Source organism: Imperialibacter sp. EC-SDR9, assembly GCF_902498805.1.
Lineage (GTDB): Bacteria > Bacteroidota > Bacteroidia > Cytophagales > Cyclobacteriaceae > Imperialibacter.
This window is the reverse complement of the sequence record NZ_LR701601.1, coordinates 50,935-70,193: the sequence shown is the minus strand read 5'-3', so window position 1 is coordinate 70,193 and position 19,259 is coordinate 50,935. Positions and strand designations below refer to the sequence as shown.

The 19,259-nt window shown below is 45.9% G+C and carries 16 protein-coding genes; 9 read left to right on the top strand and 7 right to left on the bottom strand.

Annotated elements, in window-relative coordinates:
* Window positions 1-563 precede the first annotated feature (563 nt).
* The 5 genes from GC130_RS21495 to GC130_RS21480 form a co-directional block, all read right to left on the bottom strand.
* Complete coding sequence (locus GC130_RS21495; RefSeq protein ID WP_152000422.1) at window positions 564-2,519, bottom strand: sensor histidine kinase; 1,956 nt, start codon at window positions 2,517-2,519, stop codon at window positions 564-566.
* A 443-nt stretch (window positions 2,520-2,962) separates the two neighbouring features.
* Window positions 2,963-3,604, bottom strand: coding sequence for a response regulator transcription factor (locus tag GC130_RS21490; protein WP_152000421.1), 642 nt, complete (start codon window positions 3,602-3,604; stop codon window positions 2,963-2,965).
* Window positions 3,601-5,556 carry a sensor histidine kinase gene (locus GC130_RS21485; RefSeq protein WP_193217943.1) on the bottom strand — a complete coding sequence of 652 codons (1,956 nt, stop codon included), beginning with the start codon at window positions 5,554-5,556 and terminating at the stop codon, window positions 3,601-3,603. The genes GC130_RS21490 and GC130_RS21485 overlap by 4 nt, the downstream gene beginning before the upstream one ends.
* Before the next feature lie 7 nt (window positions 5,557-5,563).
* Entirely contained in the window at window positions 5,564-5,686 is a 123-nt protein-coding gene (locus GC130_RS29125) for a hypothetical protein (protein WP_255471537.1), read from the bottom strand.
* A gap of 71 nt (window positions 5,687-5,757) precedes the next feature.
* On the bottom strand, window positions 5,758-6,852 hold the full coding sequence (locus GC130_RS21480) for an aromatic ring-hydroxylating dioxygenase subunit alpha (protein WP_152000419.1): 1,095 nt from the start codon (window positions 6,850-6,852) through the stop codon (window positions 5,758-5,760).
* A 238-nt stretch (window positions 6,853-7,090) separates the two neighbouring features.
* Between GC130_RS21480 and GC130_RS21475 the strand changes: the two genes are divergently transcribed.
* Together GC130_RS21475 and GC130_RS21470 are read left to right on the top strand one after the other, a co-directional pair.
* The gene (locus tag GC130_RS21475) at window positions 7,091-8,647 is read left to right on the top strand and encodes a cell wall metabolism sensor histidine kinase WalK (RefSeq protein ID WP_152000418.1); all 1,557 of its coding nucleotides are present in this window, start codon (window positions 7,091-7,093) and stop codon (window positions 8,645-8,647) included.
* A gap of 7 nt (window positions 8,648-8,654) precedes the next feature.
* Window positions 8,655-9,362, top strand: a complete 708-nt coding sequence (locus GC130_RS21470; protein WP_152000417.1) for a response regulator transcription factor — start codon at window positions 8,655-8,657, stop codon at window positions 9,360-9,362.
* Between the two features lie 143 nt (window positions 9,363-9,505).
* Here GC130_RS21470 and GC130_RS21465 read toward each other — a convergent pair whose 3' ends face one another.
* Complete coding sequence (locus GC130_RS21465) at window positions 9,506-9,715, bottom strand: hypothetical protein (protein ID WP_152000416.1); 210 nt, start codon at window positions 9,713-9,715, stop codon at window positions 9,506-9,508.
* A gap of 110 nt (window positions 9,716-9,825) precedes the next feature.
* Between GC130_RS21465 and GC130_RS21460 the strand changes: the two genes are divergently transcribed.
* From GC130_RS21460 to GC130_RS21450, 3 genes are all read left to right on the top strand, one after another.
* On the top strand, window positions 9,826-10,392 hold the full coding sequence (locus GC130_RS21460; protein WP_152000415.1) for a hypothetical protein: 567 nt from the start codon (window positions 9,826-9,828) through the stop codon (window positions 10,390-10,392).
* Between the two features lie 205 nt (window positions 10,393-10,597).
* Entirely contained in the window at window positions 10,598-11,593 is a 996-nt protein-coding gene (locus tag GC130_RS21455; RefSeq protein ID WP_152000414.1) for a beta galactosidase jelly roll domain-containing protein, read from the top strand.
* Between the two features lie 97 nt (window positions 11,594-11,690).
* Window positions 11,691-13,217, top strand: a complete 1,527-nt coding sequence (locus GC130_RS21450) for a serine hydrolase (RefSeq protein ID WP_152000413.1) — start codon at window positions 11,691-11,693, stop codon at window positions 13,215-13,217.
* Window positions 13,218-13,311: 94 nt separating this feature from the next.
* Here GC130_RS21450 and GC130_RS21445 read toward each other — a convergent pair whose 3' ends face one another.
* Window positions 13,312-14,160: a DUF4382 domain-containing protein gene (locus GC130_RS21445; protein WP_152000412.1), complete on the bottom strand. Its 849-nt coding sequence runs from the start codon at window positions 14,158-14,160 to the stop codon at window positions 13,312-13,314.
* 140 nt (window positions 14,161-14,300) lie between these two features.
* On the opposite strand from GC130_RS21445, the gene GC130_RS21440 reads away from it, so the two are divergent.
* From GC130_RS21440 to GC130_RS21425, 4 genes are all read left to right on the top strand, one after another.
* Window positions 14,301-15,047: an NYN domain-containing protein gene (locus tag GC130_RS21440; protein ID WP_152000411.1), complete on the top strand. Its 747-nt coding sequence runs from the start codon at window positions 14,301-14,303 to the stop codon at window positions 15,045-15,047.
* Between the two features lie 134 nt (window positions 15,048-15,181).
* Complete coding sequence (locus GC130_RS21435) at window positions 15,182-17,179, top strand: T9SS type A sorting domain-containing protein (RefSeq protein WP_193217941.1); 1,998 nt, start codon at window positions 15,182-15,184, stop codon at window positions 17,177-17,179.
* A gap of 248 nt (window positions 17,180-17,427) precedes the next feature.
* Window positions 17,428-17,811: a VOC family protein gene (locus tag GC130_RS21430; protein WP_152000409.1), complete on the top strand. Its 384-nt coding sequence runs from the start codon at window positions 17,428-17,430 to the stop codon at window positions 17,809-17,811.
* Window positions 17,812-17,941: 130 nt separating this feature from the next.
* A complete protein-coding gene (locus tag GC130_RS21425) occupies window positions 17,942-19,195 on the top strand; it encodes a hypothetical protein (protein ID WP_152000408.1) in 1,254 nt (417 codons plus the stop codon).
* The last annotated feature ends 64 nt before the right edge of the window (window positions 19,196-19,259 follow it).

Below are 19,259 nucleotides of genomic sequence, written 5' to 3'. Positions count from 1 at the left end.
ATCTTTGTTGGAAACCCCATATCTAAATATCTAGTCATATAACTAGATATAAAAATCACAAAAAATAAACTCAAAATCAAAATATTGAGCTTATTTATTGCTTATCTAGTAAAAGGCCAAAGTCGAGTGGGCTGTCCCCTGACAGCCCAAACACATCGCAAAAGGCTTTCACCAAGGTCTGTCGGGGGACAGACCACGGAGTTGGAGGTTGTTTTCGAGGTTTCTCATTTTGTGCCTTGGAGCTTATTTGAGATTTGTCCTTTTGTTATTTGGGATTTCCTTATACCAGCTCAACTGCTTATTTGAGGTTGATTTTTGACATTTCAACAAATGCCTGATGACCCCTCCCACCTCTTTCAGACTTCCACACCTTGGGTCGTCCTCTGACTTTAGGCTCTCCCCTGACCTTGGGCTGTCCCCTGACAGCCCAAACACATCGCAAAAGGCTTTCGTCAAGGTCTGTCGGGGGACAGACCACGGAGTTGGCATCGCAAAAGACTTTCGTTAAGGTCTGTCGGGGGACAGACCAAGGGATTGGGTGCCTGACACTCCTCCCATCTCTTTCAGGCTTCCAGTGGAAACTCAAAGGTGAAAATAGCTCCTTTGCCAGGCGCAGTGTCAACACTGAACTGCCCTCTGAACTTCTTCACCCGGTTTTCAATATTCTGCAAGCCAATACCGCCTCTTCTTCTGGCTTCTTTGTAGTCGAAGCCTATGCCGTCGTCTTCCGCAGTCAGTATCACGCTGTTCTCTGTCTTGTTCAGCTGAACGATGAACTCGCTGGCCTGCGCATGTTTGAGCACATTGGCCAGCATTTCCTGGGTGATACGGTAGATGCCTGTTTCCATTTCTACAGGCAGCCGTTCTTCCAGATTAAAATGCATCACTTTCATGGCCACGCTGCCCGACTGATTGATCCTCGCTGCCAGGTCATCCATGGAGCTGACCAGCCCGTACCGGGATACCTGTCCGGTAGAGAGGTTATAAGAAATGCGTCTCACTTCGGTCACCGCCTCATCCAGCATTTGGGTGGTTTTGACTGTCTCGTTTTCGGGGCTTTTTTGTTCTACATCTTTTTTGACAGTGCTGCCAATGAAATTGAGTTTAATCGCCGACAGCATACTGCCCAGCCGGTCGTGAAGCTCCTCAGCGATGCGCATGCGTTCCTTTTCCTGCCCTTCTATCAGCGCATTGAGCGAGCTTACCTCATGCTCTTTCAAAAGGGCATCGATGCGAACATTGCGCTCTGTTAGCGCCTGCATACTTCTGAGCTGGCTAGCCTTTTGCCGCTGCGCAAAAAAGGCAGAGACTGCAATGGCCAGCGCCACTGCCAACACAATACCTACCCGATAGGCGTTCTTTTCTGACTTGGCCAGCAGCACCTCCTGCTCCTGCGCCTTCTTTTCTGATGTGAGCTTCTCTATTTCCTTTTCCTTGAGCTCGGTTTCGTATTTGATGGTGAGTTCTTTGACAACTTTTTCCTTTTCGATGTTCTGCAGCGAGTCGGAGAGTATGTGGAAGAGCTGCAGGCTTGCATAGGCTTTGGGTAAATCTCCCTGGGCATCATATACTTGTCGAAAAAGAACTTGGGCATCTATACTAAACCTAAGAACTCCAACCTCACTAGCTACTCTTTCCATTTTTTTTGCGTAGTTCAATGCCGACCCATAGTTCTTAAGCCTGTACTCAGTGCGTGACAAAGACGCCAGATTATAACAGTAACTGTAGGTACTACTTGATATTGAAAGCCCCTGCTCTGCCTTTAAATAGTAGCTTTTGGCTTTAGTAAATTTTCCTTGCACATAAAAATTGTACCCAATAGCTGTCCAGACTTTTGGGTAGCTGGCTTCGTCGCCAAGCGCTTGATATAAACCAAGAGACTTTTCATAGAAGCCGGAGGACTCATCTATCCTTTTTTTAACCGCTGATAGAACTCCCATATTGAAGTACATGTCAGCGAGCTTACCAGGTGAATCTGCTCCCTCAAGAATCGTTAAAGCTTCTAAATAATAAGCCTCGCACTTGTCGTACTCCTTAGTTTCCATATAATAATTACCCAACGCATAGAGGGATGTTGCATAATCAGTCGGCTTTCCATATTGTTTCATTAATTCGACCGAACGTAAGTTGTACTCAAGGGCCTCTTTTCTATGTCCCAGATATTTATAAGCGCTACTCAGAGTGGTGTAATTATCAGCCACCCGCAAGGAGTCTCCTAATTTTCGAAAAATGTCTATCGACTTAATCCCATAGTCAATAACATTTAAATACTCATTCTTATAAAAATACGCTGTTGACATATTCCAATATAGATCCGCAAGTTGATCATTTCTTTCAATGCCCTCGAGCAATGGCAAGAGATGTTTTGCTGCTTCTAGTGAAGAATCAGGGCTTCTTACTCGGTGTTTAATGACCAGCGAAAAAAGACTATCAATTTCAGTGCTTTTTTCCAACCCCTGCCCATGAGTTTGGCAGCAAAAGCCGAGAATAACGACCAGAACGAAATGCTTCAGTTTCATTTAAATCAATGGGTTTCTTGCTGGAGAATATGCACTATTTATATATACTGTTTTAATAGAAATAACTGGAAAAACTAAAACTAGTAAAAATAGTGGTAGTTGAAACTGAGAAAGACAAATCGCAAACATCAAATCTCAAGTAAATCACAAATTCAAATAGCTGAAGCTCCCACACCCTGGGCTGTCCCCTGACAGCCCGTAGGCGCCGCAAAGGAGTTTAGTGAAGGTCTGTCGTGGGACAGGCCACGGGGATCACGAAAAAGTAACAGCTAGGAACAGGAAAATGAAATAGCGAATTTCTCTCCACCATCTGGCGGACTACAAAATAGCATCGCTCAGGTAACGATTAGATGTAGCCTTAACAAAGCGCCTGCTTGAGATTTGTCTTTTGTGATTTGGAGCTTATTTGAGGTTTGCTTTTTGTTGTTTGGAGTTTCAACCCCCTAGTTCTGCAAATCAAAATACCCATTCTCATAGGCGTAGCGGATAAGGCCTGCCGTGTTTTTCACTCCCAGCTTGTTGATGATATTACGGCGGTGGGTGTCTACCGTAAAGTGGCTGAGGAATAGCTTGTCGGCAATTTCCTGTGAGGTGAGCTCCTGGGCGATGAGCTTGATAATCTCAATTTCCCGGGTGGTGAGGAAGGTGTTTTCATCTTTCTCCTTCCTGAAGCTGTCGTAGAAAATGCCAGAAACCTCCTTGCTGAAAAATTTCTCTCCATTATTCACCGTTTTGATGCCCTCTACCAGCTCCTCCTTGCCCGTGTTTTTCAGCACATAGCCATCCACGCCCGACTCCAGCAGCTCACGGATAAAGCCAGGCTTATCGTACATGGTCAGCACGAGAATGCGGATTTTCGGGTACTTCTTTTTGATCTGTTCTGCCACCTGGAAGCCGTTCATCTTTGGCATTTGCAAATCGAGCAAAATAACGTCAACGGGCTTTCTGGAAACAAACACCATGGTTTCCTCGCCATCGTTGGCCACACCAACAATCTCCAGTCCCTCTACATCGTCCAGCAACGACTTGATGCCATCTACCATCAAATGATGGTCATCTGCTATCAACACCTTAATATCACTCATGCCTCTAATGGAAATTCAAATGTGAAAATTGTCCCTTTTCCCGGTGAGGAGTCCACGCTGAACTGCCCGCCGAATTTCTTTACCCTATTGTCAATATTATGAAGGCCAATGCCTCCCCGCTTTCTGGCTTCCTTGTAGTCAAATCCTTTGCCATCATCCTCGGCTGTCAGGATAACGCTATTGTCTGTCTTACTCAACTGAACGGTGAATTCTTTGGCGTTAGCATGCTTCAGCACGTTGGCCAGCATTTCCTGCACAATGCGGTAGATGCCAGTCTCCAGCTCGATGGGCAAGCGCTCGCCGAGGTTGAAATGCAATACTTTCATTTTGATGCTATCCGAGCGATTGACAGTGGCCGCCAGGTCTTCCATCGATCCGACCAGGCCATAGCGGGATACCTGTCCGGTGGATAGGTTGTGCGACACCCGCCTTACCTCAGTGACGGCTTCATCGAGCAGCCCGCTGGTTTTGGCAGAGTAGTCCTCCACCTCATCGTGGCTCAGGTCTCTTTTTCCAATCCAACCATTGAAATTCAGTTTAATGGCCGAAAGCAGGCTCCCCAGCCTGTCGTGCAGCTCTTCGGCAATGCGGAGGCGTTCCTTCTCCTGCCCTTCGAGTAAGGCACTGAGTGTGTTGACCTCCTGTTCCTGAAGCAGTGAATTGATCTGCGTATTTCGCTCCGCCAGGGCCTTCTCGCTTCGCAGCTGCATGGCTTTTTGCCTTTGCGTGAAAAAGGCCAGAATGGCCAGCGCCAATGCAATCGCAAACACTACTGCAATCATGTAGGCATTCTTCTCCGTGGTGGCGAGAAGTATTTCTTTTTCCTGAAGCTCCTTCTCGGAGGAGAGTTTTTCTATTTCTTGTTCCTTGAGTTCTGTTTCGTATTTGACGGTGAGTTCCCTGATGGCCTTATCCTTTTCAAGATTGTAAAGAGAATCTGAAAAAATTCTTTCCTTATTCCGACTATCGTAGGCCTGCTCGAATTGTTCTTGATGGTTGTAGATTGACGCAAGTAAAGAATAGGCATCAATGCTATATCTAATGGCACCAATTTCTTCTGCCATTTCACTCATTTTCAGCGCATAGGCTAAAGCAGATTTATATCTTTTAAAGCCCATTTCCACCCGACAGAGTAGAGCTAGATTTTGGCAACTATTGAGCTTATCTTCAAATTTTTGAAAACCCTTTTCAGCTTTCAAAAAATACACCTTTGCCTTAATCGTATCCCCTCTATTATAAAAATTTCGACCAATTGTTGACCAAATTCTTGGAAACATATATTCATCACCAATCCGGCTATAGAAAAGAAGAGATTTTTCGTAGTATTCTAGTGACTTATCTAACTCATTATTGACAATAGATAGATTACCCATATTGAAATACATATCAGCCAATCTGCTGGAGTCCCTTGCCTGCTCAAAGATATCAAGTGCCTGGAGGTAGTAAGAGCCACATTTGGCATAGTCAGCTAGCTCATAGAAATAGTTACCCAAGCCATATAAAGCCGCAGCATAATCTGATTGGGTGCCATAAGCTTTCCTGATGTCTGCTGATTTCAAGTAATATTCAAGCGACTCTTTCTTATGCCCAAGATACTTATGAGTATTACCAAGGGTGATAAAATTGGACGCAACTCCCAAAGAATCACCAATGCTTCGATAGAGATTTATTGATTTATGACTATAATCAATTGCCTCAAAATAGTCCGCCTTTTGTTGATAGGCCCTCGCAACTGAATTGTAGAGTTCTGCAAGTCCCAACGTATTCTCTCCGGTCAGCAAAATCCCCTCCAAAACAGAGGCCGTCACCAATGCAGAGTCTGGCTTACTGTTCGTGGAGTTACTAACAATAGAAAAAAGGCTGTCTATTTCAGCCTTTTTTCGTGCTTGCTTTCCGATTGCATTGGAATATATTGCTATCAAGATCAGTATAGAAGCAATTTTTGAACTCATCGTTATTTCATTTTGGATCTTTTGGGCCTGGTGGCGGCGGTGGCGGTGGCGGATCGTCTCCTGCTGGTGGGTCCCCAAAACGGAATTCAGCACTGTAAATAAATAAATCATTGATCGGCAGCTTTTTCATAATAATAAGGGTTAGTAAGTGATAAAATTAGTTTCATGGAAAGGTACCGGTTTACCACTATCGCCGCATACCTATTTCTCGGTATTTTGAACAAACTTCGCCAGCAAACTATGAAAATGATGTACGCCTTTCTCTCGTGTTGGTGAGAACCGGCCACCCGGGTAAAACCGAGACCGAATGCCCTTCTGCACGGCCTCCACTACAAACTCGTCTTCCCGTTCCACCTTGTCGGTCATCACGTCCGCTCCCTGCTTGTAGCGCTCCTCATCCAATATGTAAGTAAGGAAACTCACCCTGGTTCTGCCTATTGCGAGTGGCTTCACTATGTTGATAGACAGCCCCCATGGATAAAAGTTAAACATCATATTGGGGAAAACCCAGTAATACCAGGCTGAAACTATCTTGCCTGAGTCAGGGTGGCTCTCGGGCAGCTCAAAGCAATCGCTGCCGGGTTTGCCGTACCCTATCTGCAGGTTGCAATGGTCGTACACCACTGTCTTGTATGTGCCGTAGTCGAGCACAGCATTTAGGTCTTTGTGCACAAATGGGATGTGAAAGCCTTCGAGGTAGTTGTCGCAATAAAGCGCCCAATGGCTGTTGACCAGATAGTCCCTGCTGAACTCCGGCGCAAAACGGAACTTCGTATGGTCAAGAAAACCTACCCGCTCCTGCATCACATCAATTACCTGTTGGAAATCGAACGTTGGTGCCAACGAGGTGAAAAGGAAGCCAAACCACTTCCGCAACTCTAAGCCAGGCAGATTATCGCAGTCTCTGGGAAAGTTTTCTGCTTCACCAAACTCCGGCATGTGCTCAAACTTGCCATCGAGGGCAAACCGCCGTCCGTGGTACTGACAAACGAGCTTTTTTGCCCTACCAGGGTTCATGCAAAGCAACGCCCCTCTGTGGGTGCATACATTGCTCAGGCAGCGCACCTGCTCGTCACTGTCCTTTGTCAGCAAAAGCGGCTCGTCCAAATATCCTTCCAGCAAAGTAAGCGGATAGACACTCTCCGAAAGGCTTACCTGGCTCTCCTGCCCTATCCACTGCCACGACCGGGCGAAGACTTTCTCCCTGAGGCTTTCGAAAACATCGCTGTCTCGGTAAAAAGAAGCTGGCAGTGTGGTGGCTCTTTTAATATTTGGGTCAATGTTCAATGGGCTCATGATGGGTTTCGATGTATAAACGACCAAGATAGGGATAACCCCAAATGAATGCATGAAACGCCTTGAAATTCTGGCACCCGCCTAGCCGCCCTTCTCCCTTTCCATCATCATAGTCCAGCGTTTGAACCCTGGGCTAGGGTGATCGAAAGCCAATGCCTACTGAGCTCAATCGTAAAAAAATGTCATCATTGTGCTACCTTAGTTCGAAACTTGCGTATCTCCCAATTGACACCGCTCTATGAGGACATCTTTTGCTAAAATATCATTTATCCTGGTGCTGGTCATTGTGCTGCCCATCAGTGTGCTGGTGATATTCGAAGTCCGCAGTCTCAATCAGAGCGTGGCCATGATGCAGGCCATCTACGACAAGCAAATCGACACCTTCCTGTTCTCCATCAATCAATATTCCGACGACGTGGTCAACAGCATGACCACCCGTATTGATGATGCCTGGAGCAGAAAAGGGGCAGGCGAGTTTCCAAAAGAGATCCTTGAAGGTTACCCGGGGGTGTCGGCTATTTTCTTCTTTCCGTTGGAAAAAAATCAAAAGCTGGCCTTTTACGCCAAAGACGAGATACCCCAACAAGAGCTCATAGCCCTGCTTGAAAACCACATCCGGGAAGACTCAGCGTTGGTTAAAAAAATGACTGGCTACCGGTCGGCTGGCTTTCGGAAAATTGAACCCTACAAGGTGCTGGCCGTAGAGGCTGAGCGCTTCAACACCCTGCTGATGGTGCTCGGCGAAAGCCCTGACACTTATTCGCTCTGCGTGATGATCATTCGCCCCTCCGACTTCATTGAAGAGCTGATTGCACCAAAAATGGAGCAGGTGGCAGGCGAGGAGTTTGTGCTGGCGGCATCCAACAAGGTGACCGGCGAACTTATTTACACCACTGACTCACTGATGAATAACAAGGCACGCTCCAAAACCATCTGGTTGCTGCCTGAGTACGAGCTGGAGATCTACATTCCCGGCAACTCCATTGAGATGGTGATGCAGGAGCGATCCAACACCAACATGATCATGATAGGCATGGTGTCGCTGGTGCTGCTATTAGGTTTTGCGATGGTTTTCAGGAACATCAGGGCAGAAATGCAGCTGGCGCAAACCAAGTCGGACTTTGTCAGCAACGTGTCTCATGAAATCCGAACACCGTTGTCGCTCATCAGCATGTTTGCCGAAACCCTGCTGCTGGGGCGGGTAGCTACGGAAACAAGGAAGAAAGAGTACTACGAGATCATTGTAAAGGAAACTGGCAGGCTGACCAATATTGTGAATAAGATCTTGAATTTCTCTCAGATAGAGGCTAATAAAAAGACGTATCACCTGGAGTCGGTTTTGCTTAACGACATTGTGAGAGAGGTGCTGCACACCTATTCGTTTCATTTGGAGAACAAGGGATTTACCTACAAGGTCCACTTCACGGATGACTTACCCAACATGATGGCAGACACGGAGTCGGTGATGGAAGCAATTATCAACCTGCTCGACAATGCCATCAAATACAGCCCCGACACCAAACACCTGGATATATCTACAGAACGGATGGAGCAATGGGTCGTGGTGGCCGTTAAAGACCAGGGCGTGGGCATTGAAGAAAAAAAGTTAAAACAGATCTTCGACAAGTTTTACCGGGTGACGCAGGGCGATATCTACAACACCCAGGGAGCAGGACTCGGCCTGTCGATAGTGAAACACATTATGGAAGCGCATGGCGGGCAAATTACCGTAGAAAGTGAGCCAGGAAAAGGCAGTACCTTTAAACTGATGTTTCCTATTTTAGTAAAGAAATAACAACACCATGGCCAAGATATTGATAGTTGAAGATGAGCTGCACATGCGGATGGGGCTGAAAGACAACCTGGAGTTTGAAGGCTATGCCGTGGAGCTGGCAGAAGACGGTGAAAAAGGCTTGCAGAAGATTCAGCAGGCTTCGTATGACCTGATTGTGCTCGATGCGATGATGCCCAAAATGTCGGGGTTTGATGTGTGCAGGCAGACTCGCAAGCTCGGCATCAAAACGCCTATCATCTTCCTGACGGCCAAAGGAGAGGAAATCGACAAAGTTGTAGGGCTTGAGATCGGCGCTGACGATTATATGACGAAGCCGTTCAGTCTGAGAGAGCTCATTGCCAGAATAAAAGCCATCCTTAGAAGAACTGATGGGCAATCAGGAGCTGGGGCAGCAGGAAACGCAGATAATATTGAGAAAGCCTCCATTGGCAGGCTAACTATCGACTTTAAGCACTACCTGGCCCACGAGGGGAGCGAGCAGGTAAAGCTATCGCACAAAGAGTTTGATATCCTGAAGTTTCTCCTTGCTAACAAGAACGATATTGTGAGTCGCTACAAGCTGCTGGAAGACGTGTGGGGTTACGAGGCACAGCCCACCACCCGAACCGTCGATAATTTCATACTGAAGCTCCGCCAGAAGGTGGAAGACAACCCAAATGAGCCTAAGATTATTTTGACAGTGCATGGCATTGGGTATAAGATGATTATTGATTGAGGAGTTGAGGAGTTGAGATTGGCCAATTGGCGTCTGGCTATTAGGATGGGGCTTCCACCCATATCGCAGAGCAGGATGGGGCTTCACCGCCATCCTGAAGGTATGACGCCCTTTCAGGGCTTGCCGGCTTAGGGGTGCCCGGCTTAGGGGTTACGATAGGTTTCGGTACGGCAACTAGCCGTAGAAAGCTCCGGTCCTCCGTCTTCTTTCTTCCGTCTCTCTTCTAACCCTTCCGGCGGCTGACGGCCCCACCGCAGCAAGCCCCCTTGCCGTACCGACGCCTCCCAGTCACCTCCGGTCTCCCGACTTCTGTCTTCAAACTCTTCCCGCCCCCTTTTTACATCTCTCAACAACTTTATGACATTTCGTGACACCCCTTGACTGAGCTATGACAAACCCGCCCCGGGTTGCCCGTATCTATGTATAACTAATTCAACAACAAGTCAATTAAATTCAGAAACTCATGAAAAGAACTATCATTCTAAGCGCAATGCTCGTAGCAGCTATGAGCACAGCCACATTAGCAGAAGGTAATGGAGACAAGTCATCCAAAGCCGCTCTTATTCCTTCACAAGTTGACGGAAAGTATAACCTGATCTATGCGGACGCCACCCCTGGTATTGTCAAAGTGAAAATAATGGACGAAGCGGGTCATGTACTCCGAGTGGATCGCATAGACAACAAAAGAGGCTTTAAGCGTCCATATAATATGAAAGATCTCGGCCCTGGCACCTACCAGGTAGTGGTGTCCGACAAAGACGGTGAATTTACTCTCATGGCCAGGGTGCAGGAGCTTGAAGAGATGGGCGTTAACCAACTAGGTGGCAGCAAATACCAGTTGGTGTATAAGGATCCGAAGAGTCATGGTGCTACAATAGGCATATTTGACCAAACCGGTGAGCTGGTTCATAGCGAAAGTATCACTTTCAACAAGGGTTTCAGCAAAGTATTCGACCTTTCAGGCATCAGCTCTAAAGGCTTTACTTTCGAAGTCTCTTCCAGCAACAGCTCCAAGCGGGTATCGATGTAACATTTTCTAAAAATTTAGTTTAATAGTTGTTTGGAGAAAGTCCCGCTAGTCTCAAGCGGGATTTTTTAGATGACAAAGTTTTACAACAATCCATTGAAAGCCAGGGTCAATTTCTTTGAAAAAAAGAAAAACGCATAGATATTGCTCGTCCTGGGTGAGAAAAATGAACATCTGGTATGTTCGTGAACCGTAAACAGATCACCTGATGCATAGCGCTAGATACATTTCTACTATTTGCCTTCTGCTATTTTCTGCTTCAGTTTTTTCGCAAGGAAGAAACATGCAAAAAGTGGTATCGCTGCGAGGCAGCTGGAAATTTCACATTGGTGACAATATGGACTGGGCTAAGCCCAAATATGATGACAGCCAGTGGGAAACTATCTATGCGCCGTCGGAATGGGAGTCGGAAGGTTTCAACGGCTATGATGGCTACGCCTGGTATAGAAAGAAATTCGATGGCAGCGGAGTAGCCAGGTTCAACAATATCTACCTCAACCTTGGCTATATCGACGATGTAGATCAGGTATATGTCAATGGCCATCTTGTCGGCTTTTTTGGCAGCTTCCCCCCTCACTTCAGCACAGCTTATAACGCCAAAAGATGGTATTACATCCCTACAGAGTTTTTAAACCTCAAAGGCGACAACGTCATTTCAGTCCGGATATTTGACACCATCCACAGCGGTGGCATTGTTAGCGGCGACATCGGTCTTTTTGCTTCCTGGAGCTCGCTCGATCAAGGCATGAGGCTCGAAGGAGTATGGAAGTTTGCTGAAGGCTACGAGTCGCAATGGAAGCTCGCCAACTTTGACGATAAAAAATGGGGAGTGATTATGGTGCCGGGCTTCCTGCATACCAAGGGCAAAAAGCACTGGGAAAGCACCTTCTACTACCGCAAGCACTTCAAAATGGATGCTAAGCTGAAAGACAAGCCACTGGTGCTCCTCCTTGGTAAAATCGACGACTTCGATAAGGTGTACCTGAATGGAAAGCTGATTGGTGCTACCAACGACGGCAGGCCCCTGGGTCAGTCGCACTCATGGGAAACCTACCGGGACTACCCCATCCCCCCTGAACTCATCAACTGGGAGGGCGAGAATGTTATTTCGGTAGAAGTTACTGACATTGGTGGCAACGCTGGCATCTACGAAGGCCCCGTGGGCATCTTCCCTGCGGAGATCATTGATAAGTTTTTGAGATAGCTTAAGCATGAACAGCTAAATCGCACCAATCCCCATATCCATCCTCCTCGAGTCTTATAACTTTTGCTTAATTTCATAGCAACCAACGCTCGTTGCTATGAAAGTCAAATACCTCTTCCTGCTCCTCGTCTTCTCATGCTCTGTTGCGAAAGCACAGCCGAAGGTTTCGGACCTTGATAAGTACATCGCCAAAGCACAAAAAGAATGGAACGTACCCGGCATAGCCGTGGCCATTGTGAAGGATGGAAAGGTGGTGCTTTCGAAAGGTTACGGAGTAAAGGAAGCCGGAGGCACCGAAGTGGTAGATAACGAAACACTTTTCGCCATTGCCTCCAATACCAAAGCATTTGTGGCAACGGCCATTGGGCATCTGGTTGCCCAAGGCAAGCTCAACTGGGACGATAAAGTGATTGACCACCTCCCTTACTTTGAATTATACGACGACTACACCACCCGCCACGCCACCGTTGAAGACCTGCTTTGCCATAGACTGGGCCTCGGCACATTCAGCGGCGACCTGATGTGGTACAAGGCCAATTTATCCGCCGAAGATGTGATAAAGAAGGTAAAATATGTGCCCCAGGCGTATGAGTTCCGCAACGGATACGGCTACTCCAACCTTATGTTCATCGCAGCAGGCGAGGTCATTAGAAGTGCCTCAGATCTGCCTTGGGATGAGTATGTGAGGAAGCAAATCATTGCACCATTGGACATGCGTCGCACTGTAACATCCACCAATGATTTAAAAGCCAAAGGCAACTACGCCTCCCCACATAAACCTGATGCTGTCGGCAACAACGAGCCCATTCCGTGGGTAAACTGGGACAATATGGGCGCTGCTGGTGGCATCATTTCCAGCGCCAACGACATGGCTAAATGGGCCATAATGAACCTGAATGATGGCAAAACGCCCCAAAAAACCTTCATTGCCAAAGAGCAACAAAACAGGCTATGGACACCACACAATAGTTTTGTTGTGTCAGAGCAGGCAAAAACGTCCACGCCGGGCAGACACTTTTCGGCTTACGGCCTTGGCTACGGTGTGAGTGACTATTACGGCCGGCAATTGGTAACTCATAGCGGCGGCTACGACGGCATGTACTCCTACGTGATGATGGTGCCTGATGAAAACCTGGGTGTGGTGGTGCTCACCAACAGCATGAAAGGAATTGCCTCTCCGCTGTGTTACTACATCATCAACCAGTACATCAAAGCAGAAACAAAAGACTTTTCAGCGGAAGCTCTGGCCCGCAACGACAACAACAAGAGCCATTACGATGACATAGCCCAAAGAAGGCAAGGGAGGGTGAGCGGCACAAAACCCAGCCTGTCGCTTGAAAAATATGCAGGCACCTACTGGGCAGGCATGCATGGCAATGTAGTGGTGGTAAAACAGGGTGAAAAGCTCTGGTTTTACATGGAGGACAATCCGGGCTTAACAGCCGACCTGGTACACTGGCACTACGACACCTGGGAGATCAAATGGAGAGAACCTCAAGCCTGGTTTGACTTTGGCACGCTGCAATTCAAAATCGACAACAATATGAAAGTAACAGGCCTGCATTTCGATGTGCCCAACGGGGATATCTTCTTTGACGAGGTAGATTTGGTGAGGAAGGATTGATGAAACCCAACGCATCCTGCGTTTTTGCAATTGACAGCTCGAGAAGATCGATAAAATAACACTCCGCTCTTATGAAGTAATCGCACTACCCACCTCAGTTCCCCTGATCAGGAATGTAGAAAAAAATCTCCCCAACATCGATAATTTTTTCAGCCCTGGCTTCGATATTTGTTATGCGACTTTCAACTATTCCATCTTCGGTCACGTGCAGGAATATATCGTCCTCAACCCCGCAGCCCTCGCACAGACTCGACACCACAATATCGTAGATTCCTTCCTGCACTCCCCCAATCACGAACTCACCCTGCTCATTGGAATACGTACTGATGCGGGCATTGCCTTTCACCAGCGACACAAACCTCCTTGCTCCTGGCACTACCCGGCCTTTAACAATGCCTGTGGTGGCGTTCATGTAGAGCCTTGCCACGGGCACCAGGTAGAAAGTCTCACCAAATTCCTCATACCTCTTCACAGACTGTGGTACGTCAAAGTCAAGCGTGAGGCCATAGTCAAAACCTTCTTTCAGTACTATATTGACATTATGTATAAGGTCTCGTTCAAAATTGATGTTCCCGAAGGTTGTCATGTCCTGCTCCACTCCATCGATGATCAGCGTATTATTATATCCATACACCACCCGAAACTGCCTGATAGCGGCCGGCTCTACTTTCCCACTTGCCAGTACAGTGTCTTTTCCCGCGGTATACTCTAACACGTTGTACACCCCACCATTCATCCGACCAAGTGATAGCCATCCTTCTTCCCGGTCGGAAGTGTAGTTGATCTGCACGTCTTTAATTTCTATATAAAGTGCCTCGTAGTCCGAGGGGTAGTCCACCAGCCTCACAGTCAGTGTGGCTTGCTGATCGTCCTTTCCCAATTCGCAGGACGGCAGACACAGAAGCACAAAGGGCAGCACGATCAAAAGGCCGATAATTTTCATATATTTCGCTTATTATAAGCAGACCAGTTTTTGAAACAAAAACAACAATGCGGTAATCCACCCTATCACTTTTACCAAATATTATTCACCCGCCGCCAGAACCAGGCACCCTCGACGATTATTAAAAAAACAAGCACACTATGAAGGACGACAAGTTGGCAGTACTCATCGACGCAGACAATGTGCCCTATGCGCACATCAAAGAAATGCTGGACGAAATAGCCAAATACGGCAATCCCACTATCAAGCGTATTTATGCCGACTGGACAAAACCCACAGTGTCGGGATGGAAAAATGTCTTGCTCGAGAATGCCATCACCCCCATCCAGCAGTACAGCTATACCCAGGGCAAAAATTCGAGCGACAGTGCACTGATCATTGATGCTATGGATTTACTTTACTCTCAAAAAGTCAATGGATTTTGCATTGTGTCCAGCGACAGCGACTTCACAAGACTCGCCACACGTTTACGGGAAGCCGGCATGTTTGTCATCGGCATTGGTGAGAAGAAAACACCCCGCCCATTCATAACTGCCTGCGACAAATTCATTTACATCGAAATATTGAGAAAAGAGCAGGAAAATGAATCGCAGGAGAAAGCTAATCAAAAGAGCCAACCGAAGGCTCAGCCCTCGTCTGTCAGCAAAGTAGATAAGGAGTTGATAAAGACAATCAGAGAAAGTGTGGACGAGATTTCTGATGATGATGGCTGGGCATTCCTGGGCTCGCTGGGAAGTTACCTGATCAAGAAAAAGACAGATTTTGATCCAAGGAACTATGGGTTTTCAAAGCTATCTCCCCTTATCAAAAGCACTAACGCCTTCATTATCGAAGCAAGAGAATCAGGCGAGAAAAACATCAGACATATTTATTTGAAAAACAGATAATTACTTCTTGACGAAATGGAAGGCTACAATTGGCGCTGTAGATCCATTTTTTGATCCTTATAAAGCTAATGTTAGTGGGAATAAACGACGCTAACATCGTATATTAGAATGTGACGAATGGTTACTTAATGAATATGAAGAATTTGAAATATCTATTTTTAATTTTTAATGCATTGTTTACTTCGATGCAATCTTATTCTCAGGAATGGAGTTGGGGTCTGAAAGCAACAGGCGACACTCAATACCCCTACGACTATTCCGCAGAAATAAATGTAGACTATGAAGGAAACATTATCATTGCAGGTTATTATCAAAAAAACTTTAGCCTTGGTTCTTATTCACTTTTTACCGAGGATGGTCATTACTCTGACATTTTTTTAAGCCGAGTAAATAAAGCTGGCGAAGTAGAATGGCTAAAGCATGTTGAAACTGGCTCATCCTATGATGAGGGTATCGGCCTTGCAGCAGATGATGATTCAAACATCTATTTAACAGGGAGCAAGGACGCTAGAATAATGGTCTCCAAATATGATTCTTTTGGGAACCTAATTTGGAATCAAGACTTTAACAATGAACATGAAGGATATGGCCGGACAATCTCTGTTGACCAATTTGACAATGTATATGTGGCAGGAGGCATTGGAAGTGCGTTCTTTTTGGCTAAGCTAGACTACGATGGTAATACAATGTGGAAGAAAGACATTTCAGTAAGTTCTTCAAATGGCTGTAATGTCACGGATATTGCAGTTGACGCTATCGGCAACATCTACTTCGTAGGAGTATTTAGTGTTAATATGCTTATGCTCGATGATTTTGTATTAGAACACGATGGGGGCTCGGGTGATGATACTTTTTTTGGAAAAATAGATACTGATGGAAACTTTATTTGGGTCAAGTCATCATCAGGTAAGACAACTGACAATCCTCAAATCGCCTTATCTTCTGACAATAGTCTATATTTAAGCGGTGCACTATTTACCGGGATAACATTCGACAATTTGTCCGTAGAAGGAATTTGTTGTCAACAGCCAAAGCCATATATCGTTAAATACCAGACAAATGGAGACATTGCATGGGCGAAAGCAGGATATACAACTTATGCTGAAAGAGGAGTAACCAATGATATTAAAGTAGATGATAACGGAAACTTTTATCTATCTGGAACATACTATACGACCAGTGGAGACGGTGAGAATGAGTCTTATTTAGAAGGATATAATAGCCTGGGCGAACATTTGTGGAGAATAGAAATGGACATGCGCAGTTCTGACTATTCCCATGGGATAGATTTTGACAACAACGGCTATCTCTACAATATAGGTTTTAATTATTCTACCAATTTTATAGATAAAAACCAATATAGCACTCTCAGCACGATCGGCGTTGGTAAATTAAATACAGTATCTTCGACTAATAAAAGAACCCCAAGGCCTGACTCAAAAAGGCTTGTACAAGTTTGTAACATAGAAGAAAATATTAGTCTTGAGGCAAAAGGCGAAAATATCAGATGGTATAACGACCCTCTGTTAAGTAGCTTGGTAAGTGCTGAAAATATCTATACGCTTACTGATGCAACTACCGACACTCTCTATGTTACTCAGACAATTAACGGCAACGAAAGCTGGCCGAAAGAAGTAATTGCCTACTTTTCAGATTTACCCCAAGAACCACTAATTGTCGAAAATGATACATTAAAGGCCCCAAATGGATCAAATTTCAAATATCAATGGCTATACAAAGGTGATTCGTTAGTCGATGGTACTCAAAGTTTTGTTCTCGTTGATTCCACAAATAATTACGATCTATTTAGTGTACTAATTTCTGAATTAAATTGCTTCAAAACTTTGAAACAAATAGAAATAATAAATTCACTAGACAACGAATTATCAGTTAACGATATAATATTTTATCCTAATCCGTCAAGCGGAGAGGTTTTTATCCAAGCAAACAATCGCTATAGCAGCGATGCATTTATCACCGTTTATAATTCAGCCGGGCAAAGAATAATTTCTGAATCAGTGGCTTTCTTCAATTCTACATTAATTGACCTTAGCTCATATCCAAATGGCTTGTTCTTCTTTAATCTTTCCATCAACAATGACTCTGAAACATTCAGAGTGTTAAAACATTAGATATTTCGATCTCTATTTCCCGACGCCTCGTTTCCTTTAACCCTAACTGCTCGACAATATCTTATTGGGGTCAGTTTAACGTATACAAACAGGCGTGTACAGTCAAATATAGCGCCCTGCTGTTTGACATGTTAGCGCCAGCGTATGTCGAACCTGGAATAAAGCAGGATCTCCGATCCTGAGGACGAACGAGGGCAATAACGAAACAACCCACTCCGATAGCCGTTGAAAGGCAAAACCATTCTTTCATGAAAATAGAACACATCGCCCTTTGGACGACAAAGCTTGAAGAGTTGAAAGACTTTTACACCACCTATTTTGGTGCAAAGGCCGGAGAAAAATACCACAACCCCACCAAACAATTCACTTCATACTTCCTCAGTTTTGACTCAGGCACCAGGCTCGAAATCATGGCAAGGCCAGATGTAGAGCAGCACCCCGGAGATGCCTACCGAAAAGGGCTGATACACTGGGCCATGAGCGTGGGGTCAAAGGAAAAGGTCGATCAACTCACTGAACAATTGAGAAACGACGGCTTTGAAATTATTGGCGAGCCACGAACAACGGGCGATGGCTATTATGAAAGCGTGGTAGCTGACCCTGATGGTAATTTGGTCGAGATTACGGCTTGAATCGGACGTGAAAACATGCCAGAAAGCAAGTTTTCAAGCAGCGCTCCAAAAAAGAGTGCACCATTAATTAATTTGGTGTTGCCATGCAACGGCAAATAGACACCACAGTCTTTAGCACAAAAAAGATCGAATGACCAGAACACTAACAGCCATTGCGCTGCTTATCACGCTCAACCTGTCGGCACAGCCAAAGAAAGAATATCTCAAGAAAAATCGCTATGACTTACTGATCAACGAATTCAATTTCCCACAAACTGACTTCAAAATCATTGGCTTCGGAGCCTACCATGGCAGTGCAAAGACAGAAACCACCGAAATAGCCTTACTTCAGTCGCTCACAAGAACCGGCAGCATTAGCTACTACCTACCCGAAACCGACTTCGCCATTGCCCACTATTTCAACAGCTACCTAGCCTCTGGTGACACCGTTTTGCTGAAGGATTTGGTCAGTCACTACGGTGTGAGGGTGCCACAGGACAAAACGGTGGAAACTTACAATAAGTGGAAAGCCCTAAAGCAGCTCAACGACCAACTCCCGGCAGAAGACAAACTGACCGTGGTGGGTATCGATTTGCTGGTCACCTACAAATACACCTGCCAATTCCTGCTCGATCTCATCGACCGGAAGGCGGTTGAAAGCCCCGTTCTGGATCGAATAGCAGACATGCTGGCGGTCGACACAACCGACTACTCACCCTATTATGACAGCGACTCGAAGGCAGTCATGAGGGAGCTCGTTGCAGCCTATGAAACAGCCCCGGACAGTTTTAGCAAGGGTATCAATGATCCATTCATTTTCAACCACCTGATCAGCAACCTGAAGGTGACTTTTGAGGTCTTTTCATCAAAGAGAGAAGAAACGATCTACAACAACTATGTCGGGCTAGGCGAGTTGTACGACTTCAAAAACAAGCCGCAATTCCTGCGTTTTGGTTTCTTTCATCTGGAAAAAGAACGGGAAGACGGCAATGCCTCATTTTTCACTATGCTTATCGAAAACGGCATTTATCCACGTGAACAAGTTATTGCTGTTATCGGGTACCTAACCAAAAGCCGGGTGCTTTGGGATGTGGTGTGTGACGATAACAACCAGTATAAAAGCCACACCACAGAAGGCGGCTTTGGCATTGGCGACTACAAAAAAGAGTACTTCCTGGGGATAGCCAACCTCAAAAAAACGAAAGTGTCGGACATCACCCTTTTCAGGCTCAACAACACCAACACTCCCTATGCCGACGGCGAACCCGATTTGATAGAAGTGGTGATGAAGGACGAACCCTCCAATGGAGAGGCGGTAAAAGGAAAATCTACTACCGACTTTGTCGACTATGCTGTGCTGATCTCGAATTCAAAAGCCAGTAGGCCCATTGAGGAAATGAGGTGAATTGCAGCTCCCAATAGCTGATGAAGATCAGTTCTTTAGCTGACATCAGCACAACTCGTTTAGC

Bases quoted from the DNA above. Each gene is read 5' to 3' on its own strand.
- GC130_RS21495 (WP_152000422.1), bottom strand. From the start codon at position 2,519: ATGAAACTGAAGCATTTCGTTCTGGTCGTTATTCTCGGCTTTTGCTGC.
- GC130_RS21450 (WP_152000413.1), top strand. From the start codon at position 11,691: ATGAAAGTCAAATACCTCTTCCTGCTCCTCGTCTTCTCATGCTCTGTT.
- GC130_RS21490 (WP_152000421.1), bottom strand. From the start codon at position 3,604: ATGAGTGATATTAAGGTGTTGATAGCAGATGACCATCATTTGATGGTA.
- GC130_RS21470 (WP_152000417.1), top strand. From the start codon at position 8,655: ATGGCCAAGATATTGATAGTTGAAGATGAGCTGCACATGCGGATGGGG.
- GC130_RS21435 (WP_193217941.1), top strand. From the start codon at position 15,182: ATGAAGAATTTGAAATATCTATTTTTAATTTTTAATGCATTGTTTACT.
- GC130_RS21445 (WP_152000412.1), bottom strand. From the start codon at position 14,160: ATGAAAATTATCGGCCTTTTGATCGTGCTGCCCTTTGTGCTTCTGTGT.
- GC130_RS21475 (WP_152000418.1), top strand. From the start codon at position 7,091: ATGAGGACATCTTTTGCTAAAATATCATTTATCCTGGTGCTGGTCATT.
- GC130_RS21460 (WP_152000415.1), top strand. From the start codon at position 9,826: ATGAAAAGAACTATCATTCTAAGCGCAATGCTCGTAGCAGCTATGAGC.
- GC130_RS21485 (WP_193217943.1), bottom strand. From the start codon at position 5,556: ATGAGTTCAAAAATTGCTTCTATACTGATCTTGATAGCAATATATTCC.
- GC130_RS21455 (WP_152000414.1), top strand. From the start codon at position 10,598: ATGCATAGCGCTAGATACATTTCTACTATTTGCCTTCTGCTATTTTCT.
- GC130_RS21430 (WP_152000409.1), top strand. From the start codon at position 17,428: ATGAAAATAGAACACATCGCCCTTTGGACGACAAAGCTTGAAGAGTTG.
- GC130_RS21480 (WP_152000419.1), bottom strand. From the start codon at position 6,852: ATGAGCCCATTGAACATTGACCCAAATATTAAAAGAGCCACCACACTG.
- GC130_RS29125 (WP_255471537.1), bottom strand. From the start codon at position 5,686: ATGAAAAAGCTGCCGATCAATGATTTATTTATTTACAGTGCTGAATTC.
- GC130_RS21425 (WP_152000408.1), top strand. From the start codon at position 17,942: ATGACCAGAACACTAACAGCCATTGCGCTGCTTATCACGCTCAACCTG.
- GC130_RS21440 (WP_152000411.1), top strand. From the start codon at position 14,301: ATGAAGGACGACAAGTTGGCAGTACTCATCGACGCAGACAATGTGCCC.